The sequence below is a fragment of the Gaetbulibacter aquiaggeris genome (assembly GCF_044003965.1).
GTDB classification, from domain to species: Bacteria; Bacteroidota; Bacteroidia; order Flavobacteriales; family Flavobacteriaceae; genus Yeosuana; species Yeosuana aquiaggeris.
The window spans coordinates 958,087-974,007 of record NZ_JBAWKC010000001.1 but is presented as its reverse complement, the minus strand read 5'-3'; the positions used below and the strand labels follow the sequence as shown (position 1 = coordinate 974,007).

General features: G+C 34.3%; 10 protein-coding genes. 6 read left to right on the top strand and 4 right to left on the bottom strand.

Annotated features, from left to right (window positions below):
* The first annotated feature begins 99 nt into the window (after positions 1 to 99).
* The 6 genes from V8G56_RS04025 to V8G56_RS04000 are packed head-to-tail and all read left to right on the top strand — an operon-like array spanning position 100 to position 7,225.
* On the top strand, positions 100 to 1,527 hold the full coding sequence (locus tag V8G56_RS04025; RefSeq protein WP_395437174.1) for a glycoside hydrolase family 28 protein: 1,428 nt from the start codon (positions 100 to 102) through the stop codon (positions 1,525 to 1,527).
* Between the two features lie 20 nt (positions 1,528 to 1,547).
* Positions 1,548 to 2,555, top strand: a complete 1,008-nt coding sequence (locus V8G56_RS04020; protein WP_395437173.1) for a DUF4861 family protein — start codon at positions 1,548 to 1,550, stop codon at positions 2,553 to 2,555.
* 7 nt (positions 2,556 to 2,562) lie between these two features.
* A complete protein-coding gene (locus V8G56_RS04015; RefSeq protein WP_395437172.1) occupies positions 2,563 to 3,807 on the top strand; it encodes a glycoside hydrolase family 88/105 protein in 1,245 nt (414 codons plus the stop codon).
* Positions 3,808 to 3,865: 58 nt separating this feature from the next.
* On the top strand, positions 3,866 to 5,446 hold the full coding sequence (locus tag V8G56_RS04010; protein ID WP_395437171.1) for a glycoside hydrolase family 43 protein: 1,581 nt from the start codon (positions 3,866 to 3,868) through the stop codon (positions 5,444 to 5,446).
* 15 nt (positions 5,447 to 5,461) lie between these two features.
* On the top strand, positions 5,462 to 6,259 hold the full coding sequence (locus V8G56_RS04005) for a rhamnogalacturonan acetylesterase (protein ID WP_395437170.1): 798 nt from the start codon (positions 5,462 to 5,464) through the stop codon (positions 6,257 to 6,259).
* A 9-nt stretch (positions 6,260 to 6,268) separates the two neighbouring features.
* Positions 6,269 to 7,225 (top strand): alpha/beta hydrolase fold domain-containing protein, encoded by a 957-nt coding sequence (locus tag V8G56_RS04000; protein WP_395437169.1) that lies wholly within the window; start codon positions 6,269 to 6,271, stop codon positions 7,223 to 7,225.
* Positions 7,226 to 7,250: 25 nt separating this feature from the next.
* Here the strand turns inward: V8G56_RS04000 and pelA are convergent, their stop codons facing one another.
* From pelA to V8G56_RS03980, 4 genes are all read right to left on the bottom strand, one after another.
* Positions 7,251 to 8,819, bottom strand: a complete 1,569-nt coding sequence (gene pelA / locus V8G56_RS03995; protein ID WP_395437168.1) for a pectate lyase — start codon at positions 8,817 to 8,819, stop codon at positions 7,251 to 7,253.
* A 141-nt stretch (positions 8,820 to 8,960) separates the two neighbouring features.
* Complete coding sequence (locus V8G56_RS03990) at positions 8,961 to 10,508, bottom strand: DUF5123 domain-containing protein (protein WP_395437167.1); 1,548 nt, start codon at positions 10,506 to 10,508, stop codon at positions 8,961 to 8,963.
* A 35-nt stretch (positions 10,509 to 10,543) separates the two neighbouring features.
* Entirely contained in the window at positions 10,544 to 12,331 is a 1,788-nt protein-coding gene (locus V8G56_RS03985) for a RagB/SusD family nutrient uptake outer membrane protein (protein WP_395437166.1), read from the bottom strand.
* A gap of 19 nt (positions 12,332 to 12,350) precedes the next feature.
* Complete coding sequence (locus V8G56_RS03980) at positions 12,351 to 15,524, bottom strand: SusC/RagA family TonB-linked outer membrane protein (RefSeq protein WP_395437165.1); 3,174 nt, start codon at positions 15,522 to 15,524, stop codon at positions 12,351 to 12,353.
* Between the last annotated feature and the right edge of the window lie 397 nt (positions 15,525 to 15,921).

The following is a 15,921-nucleotide window of genomic DNA, read 5'->3' as shown; positions in this document are numbered from 1 at the left end:
AATTAGTATATAAATAAACTGGTGTTCTCATTAAAATTAAATATTTTTTATTAATTTTAAACATATTAAAGTAATCGATTACACTATTATATAATATCTATGAAAATCATTTCAAAAATTAGTTTTAGTCTGTCATTTCTAATTATACTATTTGCTCTTGTTTTTGGTGCCTGTAAAAACACAAAAAAGGAACCTATAACAATTAATAATTTTAGCGCCGCCGATGAAATAATTAAAAGTATTCAAGTTCCAACTTTTCCTGATACAAATTTCAATATCATGAGTTTTGGGGCAATAGCTGATGGAGAAACCAATAATTCAGAAGCAATAAAAAAAGCAATTGAAGCCTGTTTTAATGCTGGTGGCGGTAAAGTAATTATCCCGTCGGGTACTTTTTTAACTGGCCCTATTCACTTAAAAAGCAATGTTAATTTACATTTAGAGGAAGGTTCTATTGTCCTTTTTTCAACAAACAAAGAAGACTATTTACCAGCTGTACACACCTCCTATGAAGGTCAAGAATTGATGAATTATTCTCCTTTAATATATGCTTACAGACAGAAAAATATTGCTGTAACAGGTAAGGGAATATTTAACGGACAAGCAAGTAATACAAATTGGTGGCCTTGGTGTGGTAAAGAGGAATTTGGTTATATAGCTAATACGCCACGTCAGGCCGATGAACATAATTTACCTAGATTATGGGAAATGTCTGAAAACAACACGCCTGTTTCTGAACGAGTTTTTGCAGATGGCTATCAATTACGCCCTTCATTTTTTGAACCGTTTGAATGTGAAAACATCTTATTACAAGGAGTTACGTTTACAAATGCTCCTTTTTGGGTAATCCATCCTATAAAATCTAATTACATTAGAGTTGATGGCGTAACCGTGAAAAGTCATGGACCCAACAATGATGGATGTGATCCGGAATATTCAAAAAACATACACATAAACAATTGTACTTTTGACACAGGTGATGATTGTATAGCTATTAAATCTGGAAGAAATAATGATGGAAGACGGGTCAATATCCCTAGTGAAAATATAGTGATTGAAAATTGTGATATGAAAGATGGTCATGGTGGTGTGGTAATAGGAAGTGAAATATCAGCAGGTGTTAGAAATGTATATGTAAGAAATTGTAAAATGGATAGCCCAGAACTAGAGAGAGCCATTAGAATAAAAACAAATACGTTACGAGGTGGTTTTGTTGAAAATGTTTTTGTTAAAAACATTCATGTAGGTCAAGTCAAAGAAGCCGTTTTAAAAATTAATACCTATTATGGTACTTATGCGAATCAAGAAGGAAGTTTTATTCCTTCAATAAAGAATATTCATTTAGAAGATATTATAGTAGAAAATGGAGGAGAATTTGGAGTATTGATAAAAGGCCGTCCAGAAAACCCAGTGAAGAATGTAACTCTCACCAATGTACATATAGAGGGAGCTAAAACTCCATTATCAATTGAGAATTCAGAACCTGTTGTATTTAAAAACACCACTATTAACGGCAAAGAATATTAAAATAAAACAACTATCAAATCATGAAAAAAATAGTAATTGCATCAATTGCTTTAATAAGCATAATGTCTTGCAAACAAAATCAATCTAAAGACCAAATAAATACTAACGAAAACATTAAATCTCCAACCTTACACTATGCAGAACTTTCTATAGCACAGGGGGGAGAATGGATTGATGGTTCAAAAGGACATAAAGAATATACTGCTAGAACTTCTTTTAAAAACATAGATTCTCTTCATGTTCCTAAAGAACATACTGATCATTCTTGGTTTATTCGTTATGAAGGTCCGGGCTGGGAAAACAGTCAGATTGGATACCGTTTATATTTAGATTGGAGGAATGCAATTGATATCTATGGCAAAAAGGTAGATACTTTAGTACTTCCTTATGTGGGCCAAGATGGTTTTGATTCTTATCACGAGCCTTCCGGCTGGGGTCAAGATATATTAAAAGCTGGAAAATCAATGGGAATTGGCGGTTATGGTCGTTTATTAAATGACACCATTGCTCATTTTCAAAATGTGACAAACACCTTTGCAATTGTTCAAAATTCAGAAAATAATTCCAACGTAAATATTAATTATGAAGATTGGAAAACTGGTAATGATACCATTAATTTACATACACAACTTACCATTTATCCGGAAGACAGATATACTAAAGCTGAACTGACTCCTTCAAAAGAAATTTCAGGTCTTTGCACAGGCATTGTTAAGTTTAAAGACATTCCCTTAATAAAAAGAGATGGCGCTTCATGGGCTTATATCGCTACTTATGGCACTCAAACATTAGTTAGTGATACCGACAAACTAGGTATGGCTATTTTCTATAAATTGAATGAAGTAGTAGAACAAAAAGATGGCATTGATGACCATTTAGTAATTTTTAAACCTACAACTAAACCAATTACCTATTATTTTTTAGGTGCTTGGGAACAAGAACTAAATGGCATAAAAACTGAAGAATCTTTTATTCTAGATTTAAACAGCAAGTTAGAAGTACTAGAAAAAACGAATTCAATTAACTAAGAGATTAATGAAGAATACAATAAAATACTTTGCACTTTTTGTAATTGCTTTTAGCATTTCAATTCTGGCATGTAAAAACTCAAAAGAACATTCTAAAGCAGCAGATTCTTCAATAATTGAAAAAGTTGTTCCAGAAAATCTAAAATGGTCTGAACGTATGATGCTTTCTGAAATTGAGCGTGTTCCAAAAGCTTCAATGCTCGACTTTGTAAAAAAGCCACGCTGGAGTTATACCAATGGCTTAGTGCTTTCAGCAGCCATTAAAGTTTATGAAGAAACCAACAATCAAACTTATTATGATTACATCTATACCTATGCTGATGAAATGATTGATAGTACTGGCAACATTAAAACCTATAAATTATCAAATCAAAATCTGGATATGATTAAATCTGGTGATGTATTGCTCTATCTCTATCCAAAAACTAAAGAAGAACGATTTTTAAAAGCAATAGAAACTCTAAACAGCCAGTTAGAATCACAACCAAAAACTTCAGAGGGTGGTTATTGGCATAAAAAAGTGTATCCAAACCAAATGTGGTTAGATGGTCTCTATATGGCAGAACCATTTCACACCCATTATGCAAAAGATTATGTAAAAGACGCTACAAAAGCTGAAAATATTTACAATCATATTGTTTTACAATTCGATTTGATTCAAAAGCATAGCAGAGATGGAAAAACTGGTTTACTATATCATGGCTGGGATGAAAGTAAAGAACAAAAATGGGCGAACAAAGAAACCGGGAACTCCCCTAATTTTTGGTCCAGAGCCATGGGCTGGTATGGAATGGCAATGGTCGATGTTTTAGATTTTTTACCAGAAAATCACTCTGGAAGAGAACGCATCATTACCTATTTAAATCAGTTTGCCGAAGCTATTACTAAAGTTCAAGACAAATCTGGTTTATGGTGGCAGGTTTTAGATCAAGGTGATAGAGACGGTAATTATTTAGAAGCTACCGGAACTTCAATGTTCACCTATGCATTTGCAAAGGGGGTTCATAAAGGCTATTTAGATAAGAAGTATTTAGCAGTTGCAGAAAAAGCATATGAAGGACTTATAGATAATTTAGTATCTGTTGAAGAAAATGGCCTTGTAAATTTAAATAAATGTTGCGGTGTTGCGGGCTTGGGTGGTAATCCGTACCGAGATGGTTCTTATGAATATTATATAAATGAAATTATTCGTTCTAATGACCCAAAAGGAACTGGCCCATTTATTTTAGCAAGCCTCGAATTAAATAAATAATCCTTTACTTGTGAAATTCTGTTCAATTTTATTGATATGTTGTTATTCCGCCTTAATAGTGGCCCAAAACAATGAAGTCTACAAATCTGAAGTTTGGGTAGCTGATCAAGAAGATGGAACCTATAAAAACCCTATTATTTACGCTGATTATTCAGATCCAGATGTAATAAGAGTGGGTGATGATTATTATATGACGGCATCCAGTTTTAACGCTGCTCCTGGTTTACCTATTTTACATTCAAAGGACATGATAAACTGGAAATTGATTAACAATGCCTTACCCCAACTAATTCCTAAAGATACTTTTAAAATACCTCAACATGGTAATGGTGTATGGGCACCAAGCATACGTTATCACAATAATGAATTTTATATTTATTGGGGCGATCCTGATTTTGGAGTTTATATGGTAAAAACTAAAAATCCCAATGAGAAATGGGATGACCCTATTCTAGTTATGGAAGGCAAAGGGATTATTGACACATGTCCACTTTGGGATGATAATGGTGAGGTTTATTTAGTACATGCCTGGGCAGGAAGCAGAGCCGGTATTAAAAGTCTGTTAACCGTAAACAGAATGAATGCGGAAGGCACTAAAGTCATTGATGCTGGCATACATGTATATGATGGTCATGATATAGATAACACTATTGAAGGTTCAAAATTTTACAAACGTGATGGCTATTACTATATTTTCGCCCCAGCTGGTGGTGTTTCTACAGGTTGGCAGGTCGTATTAAGGTCTAAGAATATTTATGGACCTTATGAAAGGAAAGTTGTATTAGAACAAGGAAGTACTAAAATAAACGGTCCGCACCAAGGTGCCTGGGTTGAAACCACAAATAATGAATCCTGGTTTTACCATTTTCAAGACTTAGATGCTTATGGGAGAGTGGTTCATTTACAACCTATGCGTTGGGAAAACAATTGGCCCCTTATGGGTGAAGATTTCGACAAAAATGGTATTGGAGAACCTGTGACATCATATAAAAAACCTGACATTGGAAAATCAAACCCTATTGAAACACCAGCAGAAACTGATAATTTTGATGGATTTGGAATTGGATTGCAATGGCAATGGAATGCTAACCCAAATGTTGTTTGGCATGCAAAATTACCCGGAAATAATTATTTAAGATTATTTTCTATTAAAGCACCAGAAGGTGTTCCTAATCTCTGGATGATTCCAAATCTATTACTTCAAAAATTTCCTGCACCCAACTTCGCAGCATCAACAAAAATATCCTTATTTCCTGAAGAAGCTGAAACTGGCAAAACAGCTGGAATTATTGTTATGGGGACCGACTATGCTACACTAAGTATTACCCATGATAAAAAGGGATATATTATAAAACAAACTGAAGCTATAAATGCCATAAATGGCTCAGAAGAAATAATAAATTCTGAAAAACGATTAAAAACTAACATGGCCTATTTCAAAATTGAAGTAGAAGCACCAGACGGTATTTGTCAGTTTAGTTATTCAGAAGACGGTAAAAGATTTAAAAAAATTGGAAAACCATTTAAGGCACAACCTGGTAAATGGATTGGTGCTAAAGTTGGACTATTTAGTATTAGTTCTCAAGAAGCTATACGTGGTGGCTATTCAGATATCGATTGGTTTAAAATTTCCAAATAAATCATGGTGACCAGAATGAAATATTACTCTTTAATTATTTGCTGTTTTTTAGCAATATCATGCAAAACGCAAAACCCAGAAATAACTACTATTTATTTGATTGGTGATTCCACTATGGCTGATTACTCAGGTGATTATGATCCTGGAAAAGACTATGTGAAAACCCGGTTTCCTATTACTGGATGGGGACAAGTTTTTCAACAGTTTATGACTTCTGATAGTCTATATAAAGTTTCTGGAATCATACATACTGACAGCGTCTTAGTTGATGATAGAGCGCGTGGTGGTCGCAGTACTCGTACTTTTTTTCAGGAAGGCAGATGGCGAATGGTTTTTGAAAGCCTTAAAAAAAATGATATTGTCCTGATGCAATTTGGACACAATGACGCTGCTAAAACAAAAGCGGAACGTTTTGTTCCTGTGGAAGGCTATAAAGAGTTTTTAAGATTGTATGTCGCACAAACACGACAAAAGGGTGCTCTTCCAATAATTTTAACACCCGTGGCCCGAAATTATCCCTGGAAAGATGGTCAATTAAACAACGTTCATGGAGTTTATGATCAAGCTGCAAAAGATGTTGCTACAGAACTAGGGGTTTTATTGATAGATTTAAACCAAAGATCAATGGATTTATTCACCACAAAGGGGAAAGATTTCGTAACTGAAAATTATTTTATGAATCTTCCCACAGGAAAATATGAAGCCTATCCTGATGGTCAAAATGATAACACACATTTTCAAACTAAAGGAGCAATCGAAATAGCGCAACTTGTTTTTCAGGGGCTGATGGACCTAAGGAATCAAACTGATTAATTTATGTTAATGCGAAGATGTCAACAGGTAATATGTATTATAACACTGATTGTTTTTCATATCAGCGGGTTCTGCCAAGAAAAAAAAATTATTGTAAAGCCATATAGTATTGAATCAACTTATGAAAAGTTAAAAAAGAAGTATCCTTTTATCACTCCTATTAAGCCAATAGTTTCAAATAAAATCAAGTCAAAAGAAAATATTGTATATCTGAAAATTGGAAAGACGCAACTAAAAGCAGATGTCTATATTCCGCAAAGCGATGATAAAAAAACATTTCCAACGGTCTTATTAATTCATGGTGGTGCGTGGAATTCAGGAAGCAAAGAAAACGAACGTGTTATGGCTCAACATTTAGCTTTAAATGGTTTTGTGAGTATTTCAATTTCTTATAGGCTTAGTATAGAAGCGCACTACCCTGCTGCCGTTTTAGATATAAAATCAGCCATTAAATGGGCTCGAAAAAATGCAAAAAAATATCATATTGATCCAGATAGGCTTGCCATTCTCGGCGCATCCTCAGGGGCTCAGTTAGCTACCCTTGTTGGTGTAACTCCTAATAGTGCTATTTATAATAATTCTTCGATATTTTCTGATGATGTACAAGCAATCATAAATATTGATGGCATCGTTTCTTTTATTCATCCTGAGGCCCAAGAAAGTAACAGTGCTGGCATGTGGCTAGGAGGCCTTGTGGATGAGAATCCAAAAAACTGGAAAGAAGCGTCTCCTCTGGAGTATGTAAATGAAAAAACGCCTCCCACTCTTTTTATCAATAGCTCTCAACCCCGATTTCATGCGGGGCGTGATGACATGATTACAATATTAAATAAATATAATATTTATAATGAAATCCATACTATTCCCGATACTCCACACTCTTTTTGGCTCATGCATCCATGGTTTGAAACTACAGTAAACTTTACCGTCAGTTTTTTAAACAAAGTATTAAAGAATGACAATTAAAAAAGGTGTTTAAATAATTTCTTATTTATAGACCATGTTTATTCTTCCAAGAAGTATACTCAGAACCTATTAGATTTTTTGGCCAGTTGCCATACCAGGAATAACCTGTACGTCTCTCCAGTTCTATTTCTGCTAAGGTGTCTTTCTTAATACCATCTCTACCGCAGAAAAATGGCAAATTAGTGTCTAAATCATAAAATCTTGCCCAAATGACATTTCCAGGAGATGACACCACAATCACATCACTTCCTGTATTTTGTGTTGCAATATCCAAAATTTTAACTTCTTGAAACCAAGTAACAGCATCTATAACAGCTTGTATTAATTGAGCTGAAGGTTGTTCAACTAACATTAATGTTCTAACGATCCCAACAGATTCTGAACCACTATTAGAAGGTAACTCATAAGATCGAGCTGTTGCAGCTAATAAAGTAATCTCATCATGTTGTGCGCACCAGGCGGTTTTCTTACCATTTACAGTATTTTGGGTCTGTAAAATGACTTCAATTCCTTTGTTAAAAGCGGTCATGGCTTTATCAATATATGAGGTATCGATACTGTTGGTGTTATTAATGCCTTTTGTAATATCCCACATCAAATTCATAACATTGACCATGGCATTATCATTAAAGGTTATTTGATGTCTGTAGCCACTGCTATCAGGATAATACTGAGGCCAACCTCCATTGTCATATTGCGCAAGAAAGAGGTAATCAATGGCCCTCATTGCTCCGGCTAAATATTCCGGATTATTAGTAGATTTATAAGCACTTAGTAAATATCTGAGTTCTCCAACTGTATGATTATTATCAATAGTAGTATCTGTATTGCCTTTTGTGTTTAATGCTAAGTTTTTTTCTGCTTCCGTTTGTTCACGATAATAACCAGAAAAATCATTATAAGGCTCTTTGGGCCAACCTCCATTACTTCGTTGCCAAAGTAGCATATTATCGGCGGTGGCATTTCTTGGGTATATACCAGAAATAGTAATTGTAATTTGACCTGCTGTTGAACTACCATCCGTTGCAGTTGCAGTTACTGTAACTGATCCATTATTTTTGGGCGTAAGCATCCCATCATTTGAAATGCTCGCTATGGAAGTATCTGAAACCGAAAAATTAACAACTTTATTACTGGCATTTTCGGGTAACACTTCAACGGCTAATTGTTGTGGATTTCCATCCGTGATGGCATTTCCTAAAATGGTAATACTTTCAACCAAAACCGGCGGACCTTGCACGCCAGAAATAGTTACTTCTTTTTCAGCAAAAACACTAGAAGCGTCTTTTGCAGTAGCTTTAACCATTACTTTCCCGTTTTGAACAGCAGTTAACAGCCCAGAATCAGACACTGTCGCTATTTCAGTGTTTGAAACCGTCCAAGTAACCAATTTATTAGTGGCATTATTTGGAATCACTCCAACTGTTAACTGGCTTGAGCCTCCATCTGTAATAAAGCCACCATAAATAGAAATTGATTCTATCAGGATATCTTTTGTCACATCTTCAACGACACTATCACTACTGCATCCCATTAAATAAACAAGGAATACCAAGACCACAGGGACATGAAATTTACATCTATCTTTTTTCATAATCATTTACCTTAACTATTTGATTTGTATTCCGATTCAATTTATATAATGGAGGAATCAAACTAAAAATATATTTAAAGAGGTATGCTTTTTTTTGCATACCTCTTTTTTTTGCTATTAATTATTTTTTTTTGGATACTTTTATTGTAACCAACGAGGGTCACCCACATTATTATCAATTAAAGTTTGATTTGTTATCTTAAAATTACCAGTGGTTGCGCTTACAAAACCTGGATCTAAGGTCGTGTAAGTTCCAGAACCATCATACACAGTTTGCGCAGAATCAAAAAATCCCGGTGCATTAAAATAATTGTTATTTAAAAACGTAGGAGTTGGGTCCGTTCTACTTTGATTTGAATAATAGGCCGTTGTTTCTGCAAACAAATTATTTTTAACAGTAATTTTATTTAATTGAAATCTAACATATAAGATCCTGTCAGCCGTATTAGAAACACCGTATAAAGTACAACTTTCTAATAATACGTTACAGGTTAACCCTGTTTGAGTTGAAGTACCCGCATCATCAAGTCTGAAAAAATCACGAGCAGGTGCACAATTATTAAATGTACTTTTAGAAACACTCACATTTAGTGCGTCAGAATTTCTAAAATCAATAAAATCACCCCCATTGGTAAGTACGTTAGTTACAATACAATTTTCGACTGTAACAGACTGTACTATAGCGTCAGTAACATTACCCGCTATAAATGATCTATCATAATCATGAATATTACAACCTTTTACTAAAAGTGAGTTATAGTTACCTGCACCAGTATATCTTACAACATCGGTAAGAGCTAAAGGTACATCACCAGTAAGGTCTAAATCAATTATATTTACATCAGAGGCACCAGAAACAATCGCAAAACTAACTTTTAAAAGTGGTTTAAAATCTGTTCGTAACCCTTGAATAGTAATTGATTTATCTAAAGTAATTGTTCCAGTCTGTGAAGTGTAATCTCCTTGTTCTAATAACAAAATATCTCCTGGTGCGGCAGCAGCTATCATAGCAAATAAATCATCAGTAGGTAACACTAATGTATTATCACCAACATCAATTCCTGTAGTGAAGGTTGCTGTTCCTCTTACTTTGGTATTGTTATACAAAATAGCCGTATAATCTGTTTCACCTATTAACCCAGTTATTAAAGCGACGCCATCTATTTGTTCTTGTGCCGTAATATCATGTGTGATATCACCTGGTTGTAGAACAATTTGTGTTACGTTAATTCCTGCTACCCATCTTAAAGTTGCCTCAGTTGCCCCAATATCACCAGGTTGAGCAGGCAGCATAAGTTGTTCTGTTAATGTTGTTGCCTGTTCAAGTGCCCATTTAGAATCTTCCAATCCTCTCGCACTTATAGCCTTAACTCTTATTGAATAAACCGTTTCTCCTTCTAATGCTACCTGAATAGGCAATTCTGTTGCATCAATATCAAGACTTTTAAAAATAGTGTTGAAATCAGGATCATCTGCACTAAATTCAACTACATAATGGTCTATATTTTTATCAACAGTCCAGTTTAATTCTACAATTGTTTGATTTCTAACTCTTGCTGTAAGTGCGACGGGAGCAAATTCTCTACTAACTACCAGCTCATCAATCACCTCAGTATCATAGCCACAACCAACGAGAGTGAACGTCAGAAATGTTATAAATAATCCTTTTAATATATACTTTGTTTTCATAGTCATAATAACTTATTATTAATATTTATATGCTCTTAATAGCCGTAATCATTAAATAATTTTCCATTACTTCCATCAATAAATACTTGCCATATAGGCCAGAACTGTCTTTCATCTGGGTTAACTCCTACTTTGTATATAGAATTTATCTGATCGTCAGTTAAAGAATTCCATCCAAATGCAGAATATTCTACACCAGGATCAACATTTTCTCCTCTATTAAGTCCATAAATATCTAATGATTCATTATCCCCCTTATATTTGTAATACAAAGTCGTAGGCACATCTGCATATTCTCCTGTACGATTCCTGAAATTAATCATTTTTGCTTTGGCTTCATCTAAATTTGTTTTTAGCAAATTCCAACGAATAAGTGCTTGTTTACGCTCTATTTCTCCCGTAAATTCAAACTTATGTTCATTTACGATTGCATTAAACATGTCTTGTTTATTCGTTAATGCATTCACGTAATTATCTACTTTTTCTGCACGAACTGAAGGGTCAAACGCTCTACCGCGTAATTCTTTTAAGTAGGGTGCAGCGGCAGCAGGTCCTTCTAATTCATTGGCAGCCTCAGCAGCCATCAAAAGCACTTCTGCATAACGCATATACATTTTATTGACACCATCATCATTTGTTGATGTAACGAAACGTGTCATCCACTCGTATCTATACTTTCCAAAATACCAGGTATCAGATCCGACTAACTCCTGTTGAGAAATTCCATTAACGGCTGTTCCCCATTGATAAGGAACACATGTTATATCTCTACGTGTGTCTGTCTGATCATAATCATAAAAAACTGTTGGAAGAGGACCTGCAATACCTCCTCTGGCTTGACCAGTATATTGATCAACACTGCGATGACGTACGGCAAATGAAAACAATACACGCCCACGCCCATCAGCAAATGGGATTTCCCATAATGATTCTCTTCCTGCAGTTACATTTTCTTCATTATAGCTTTTCCATAAGGCTTCAAATGAAGACTCTAAATGAACAGTACCGCTATTTATTACAGAACGACATTCATCTAGTGCAATTCTATACATGTTCTCAACAGAAAGATCTGAATCATTACTCCTTCTAACGCCATCAGGATATTGCTGATAACCACTTGCAACCAGAGCTAATCGCGCTCTGAAAGCTTTTACAAAAGCCTTATTTATTTTCTCTACACTTGTAGTAGTAGCATTTTCATTAGGCCAAGCTACCAATGTTGAAGCTTCTTCCAAATCTTGAATTATCTGCTTATAAATGATATCGCGACTTGATTTTTCTAAATATATAGTTTCTGAGTTAATAGGCTCAAAACGCGCTGGCACATCTCCCCAGGCTTTCATTAAATCAGCATAATAAATAGCCCTTAATGTTAAAGCTTCACCTAAAAGCTGTCCAAGTTCAGTATCTGGTTCAGGACTTCCAAACGTACGCAATCCTCTTATACAAATATTTGCACGTTCAATACCTAAGTACATCATAGCCCATGCATTATTCGTAGAATTCATTTGAGAATTATTTGGTTTAGCATCATAAATCATAAGTTCTCCTTGAGAACTTCCGACTTCATCTGAACTATAATTCCATTCAGTATCTGTATTAAATCCATAAAAAGGAATAAAACGACCTCTATACGAGTTTGTTTGTCCCATAGGTTCTAAAATACCATCAACAGCTCCTCTAGCTAATCCTGGTGTTGAAAAAATAACGGATTCATCTAAAGTTGATTTTGCTGGTGCCTCTAAAAAATCGGCACTAACTTCTTGACAAGAACTAAAAAGCCCTGCGATTATTATTCCAAAAATTATTATTATATGTTTCATCTTCTAATAAATGTTTTAATTAAAAATTGAGGTTTAAACCAAAGACTAATTGTCTACTGCGTGGAAATGGTGAATAATCCACCCCAGGAGTAAGAGGCGTCTTTCTTCTTGTAGAAACCTCAGGATCAAGACCAGAATAGTTTGTAATAATGAAAACATTATTAGCGGTAGCGTAAAACCTTAGTTTTGTAACACCAATTTTTGAAAGTATTGATTCTGGAGCTGTATAACCCAATGTAAGTGTATTCAATCTTAAAAAGGATCCGTCTTCAACAGCCCAGTCACTGAAGACAAATCTTTGCATGTATGGTGACCACATGGCAGTATTCGCATTAATTGCCGCCAATTGGGCAGGATCAGATACTAATTGACCCGACGCTGGATCTAAATTAGTCCATCTATTACCATCAGACATGATAGTACTTAAATTTCTGTATTGTCCGTTTGGATTTGAGGTTGTAAACTCAATTTTATTTGCGTTATATATGTCGTTACCTATACTCCAGTTAAAGGCAGCTGAAAAATCAAATCCATAAGCAAATGCATTTATGATAAATCCGCCTGTATTTATTGGATTCGAATTTCCAATAACAGTATTATCATCTACAGTAACTAAACCATCACCATTTATGTCCTTTAATTTCATAGTACCAGGCATAACACTACCAACAACAGCACTATTATCTACCACACCAGATTTTAACGTATAAGTGCCTGTACCAGAATCAAAATCAAAATCTGATACCTCATAACGACCATCGTTCTGATATCCATACATTAACCCTAAAGGCTCACCAACTCTTACCACATAATCATCTCCTATTTGCGTTGAAGCCCAGTTAGTATTAGCACCGAAATCATCCATCACACCAAGAGAATTTATCTTGTTTTTATTGAAACCAACGTTGAAGGCAAAACTTAAACCATAATCCTTTTTACTGATGGCGGCAAAATTTATTGAGGCTTCAAAACCTGAATTTTGTATTTCTCCCATATTCCTATATTGACTTAGATAACCAGTTCCTGGTACAGGAAAATTAATTAACAGGTCTTTAGTCACATTTTTATATGCTTCAACAGAACCATTTAAGCGACCATTGAAAAAATCAAAATCTAAACCAACATTTTGAGTGACCGTGGTTTCCCATTTCAAATCTGGGTTTGCTAAAGTGCTTGATGCTGCCCAATAATTTGAAACATCATTTATATATGTAGTAGTTTTCGATTCAAAATTCTGTACTGTTTGTCCGGATGGTATATTATTATTACCTGCTTCTCCATAACTTAATCTAATTTTAAGCAAATTGAGCCAAGAAGAGTCTTTTAAAAAGTCTTCTTCAGAAATTTTCCAAGCTACTGCAGCTGATGGAAAATAACCCCAACGATTATTACCTAAAAACTTACTAGAACCATCTGCTCGATATGTAGCAGTTAATAGATAACGATTTTTATAATCATAGTTGGCACGTCCAAAAAATGATAATAATTTATCGTCTGGACTATAATAATTGTCAACTGTTAGCGGTATTCCTTGACTTGTAAGTTTTCTAGAAGTATCAAAGTCAAAAAACTTTGGAAACCCTTGAATTTCACTAGTGACTTCATTGGTACGCGAAATAATCATTTCTTCCCCTAAAAGAAGTTTTAAACTATGATCTTCACCTAATATTTTTTCAAAATCATAATTAAAGGTATTCGCATTTCTAAAGCGTTCCCTTTTTTCGTCACTCATCAATAATGACGGTAACCCTTGATTTTCTGCCGCCGGTCTATTCCTTGCGTAATAAGTTGAACGTCCGTAAAAACGATAATCTAAATCATTACGATTATCAAGTCCTAAATCCATTTGATATTTAAGGTCGTCTATTATTTTCCAAGAAAAACTTCCAACCATATTAAAGTTTTTTCTGAGTTGTAAACGTTGATTATCATCCACTGCTACAAACGGATTCACCAAATAACTTGAAAGGGCTTCATCGGTATCATCAGTTGTTAAGCCTGGCAATGGAATAGGTGAATACCCAACACTATGTCTTAGGCGTGCATCTGCTGACGACACTTCATTTTGTTCATTAGCACCACCTCCATTAATCTCTGTGTCAGAGTAACGGAAGGTTAATGATATATCAACTTTTTCAGTAGCTTTATTTTTCAAAGCAAATGATAAGTTATCTCTTTTAAAATCTGAACCTATCATTATTGTTTTTTCGTCATAATGAGCATAGTTAAAATTGAAATTAATTTTTTCAGAACCACCTCTTATTGATAAATCCCTACTTTGAACCTCACCCATTCGACCATAGATTTGTTTTTGCCAATTATTGCCTTGCATCCCTTGGTACTGATCATAATCTTGCCACTGGCCAAAATATTTTTCATAAGATGCCAAGTCATCTTCTAATAACGCAAATTCATATTGCCATTTCACAAAATCTTGAGGTTGTTGTACATCGATAATTTTGGCTATCTTTTTAACACCGTAAAACGTATTGAAATTAGCCGTTATTTTTCCATCCTTACCACTTTTTGTTGTGATAATAATAACGCCATTTGCTCCTCTAGACCCATATATAGCCGTAGAAGATGCATCTTTCAATACTGAAATATTCTCAATATCAGATGGCGACACATCCCCCATACTGTTCACGGGAAATCCATCAACAATGATTAATGGTGATGCATCCTGTGTTAATGATCCTCCACCTCGTACTCTAATATTAATTTCTGCATCAGGAGACCCTTCGGAAGATGTCACTTGAACCCCAGCTAATCGCCCTGTTAAGGCTTCAGCAACGCTTGAAATGGATTGCTTTTTCAAATCATCACCTCCAATAGTGACCACTGAACCAGTTAAATCTGATTTTTTAGCTGTTCCATAGCCAATGACTACCACTTCATCCAGTGATTCTAAATTAGCTTGAAGCACAACATTTATTACCTTTTTGCCAGCTACATTAATTTCTTGAGTAATGAAACCAATATAACTAACCACTAATATAGCATTAGCATTAGTTAGCTTAATTGAATAATTACCATCAAAATCTGTAACAGTTCCATTTTGTGTCCCTTTTTCTATAATATTAACACCAGGTAAAGGCATACCGGATTCTTCTGAAACCGCACCATTTACTGAAACACTTTGTGCAAACGAACTTAGGAAAGTAAAACAAAAAACAAAAATTAATAAAGTCAATCTATGATTGCTTTTTTTGTGGCTTAACTGTATTTTTAAAAAACGATTAAGCTTAAACGTGAAATAGTTTTGCATTGAAACAATTGTTTAAATGTTAGTTTAGTTTAATTATGATTTTCCGAATAAAACTTTTTTTTAAATAGAAAATTGTAATCGATTACACAAACGTAATAAAAAAATTCAAACTAAACAACCTTTTGTTCTATTTATTTAGGTTCTAAATAAGTAAAAATTGCACTAATTAACCCAAAAATCTTGCATACTTTACCAAATATTTGTCTTGAACGAAAACTATTTATTTATATAAAACTAATAATACATTTTCTAAAATATTTATCATTTAGCTTATTATCCTGAATAAATATTTTGTCATTTTGACGAATTAATATTTAAATCA

Excerpts from the sequence above, each read along its gene's own strand:
- V8G56_RS04020 (WP_395437173.1), top strand. The coding sequence starts at position 1,548 with ATGAAAAAAATAGTAATTGCATCAATTGCTTTAATAAGCATAATGTCT.
- V8G56_RS04015 (WP_395437172.1), top strand. The coding sequence starts at position 2,563 with ATGAAGAATACAATAAAATACTTTGCACTTTTTGTAATTGCTTTTAGC.
- V8G56_RS04005 (WP_395437170.1), top strand. The coding sequence starts at position 5,462 with ATGAAATATTACTCTTTAATTATTTGCTGTTTTTTAGCAATATCATGC.
- V8G56_RS04025 (WP_395437174.1), top strand. The coding sequence starts at position 100 with ATGAAAATCATTTCAAAAATTAGTTTTAGTCTGTCATTTCTAATTATA.
- V8G56_RS03985 (WP_395437166.1), bottom strand. The coding sequence starts at position 12,331 with ATGAAACATATAATAATAATTTTTGGAATAATAATCGCAGGGCTTTTT.
- pelA (WP_395437168.1), bottom strand. The coding sequence starts at position 8,819 with ATGAAAAAAGATAGATGTAAATTTCATGTCCCTGTGGTCTTGGTATTC.
- V8G56_RS04000 (WP_395437169.1), top strand. The coding sequence starts at position 6,269 with ATGCGAAGATGTCAACAGGTAATATGTATTATAACACTGATTGTTTTT.
- V8G56_RS03990 (WP_395437167.1), bottom strand. The coding sequence starts at position 10,508 with ATGAAAACAAAGTATATATTAAAAGGATTATTTATAACATTTCTGACG.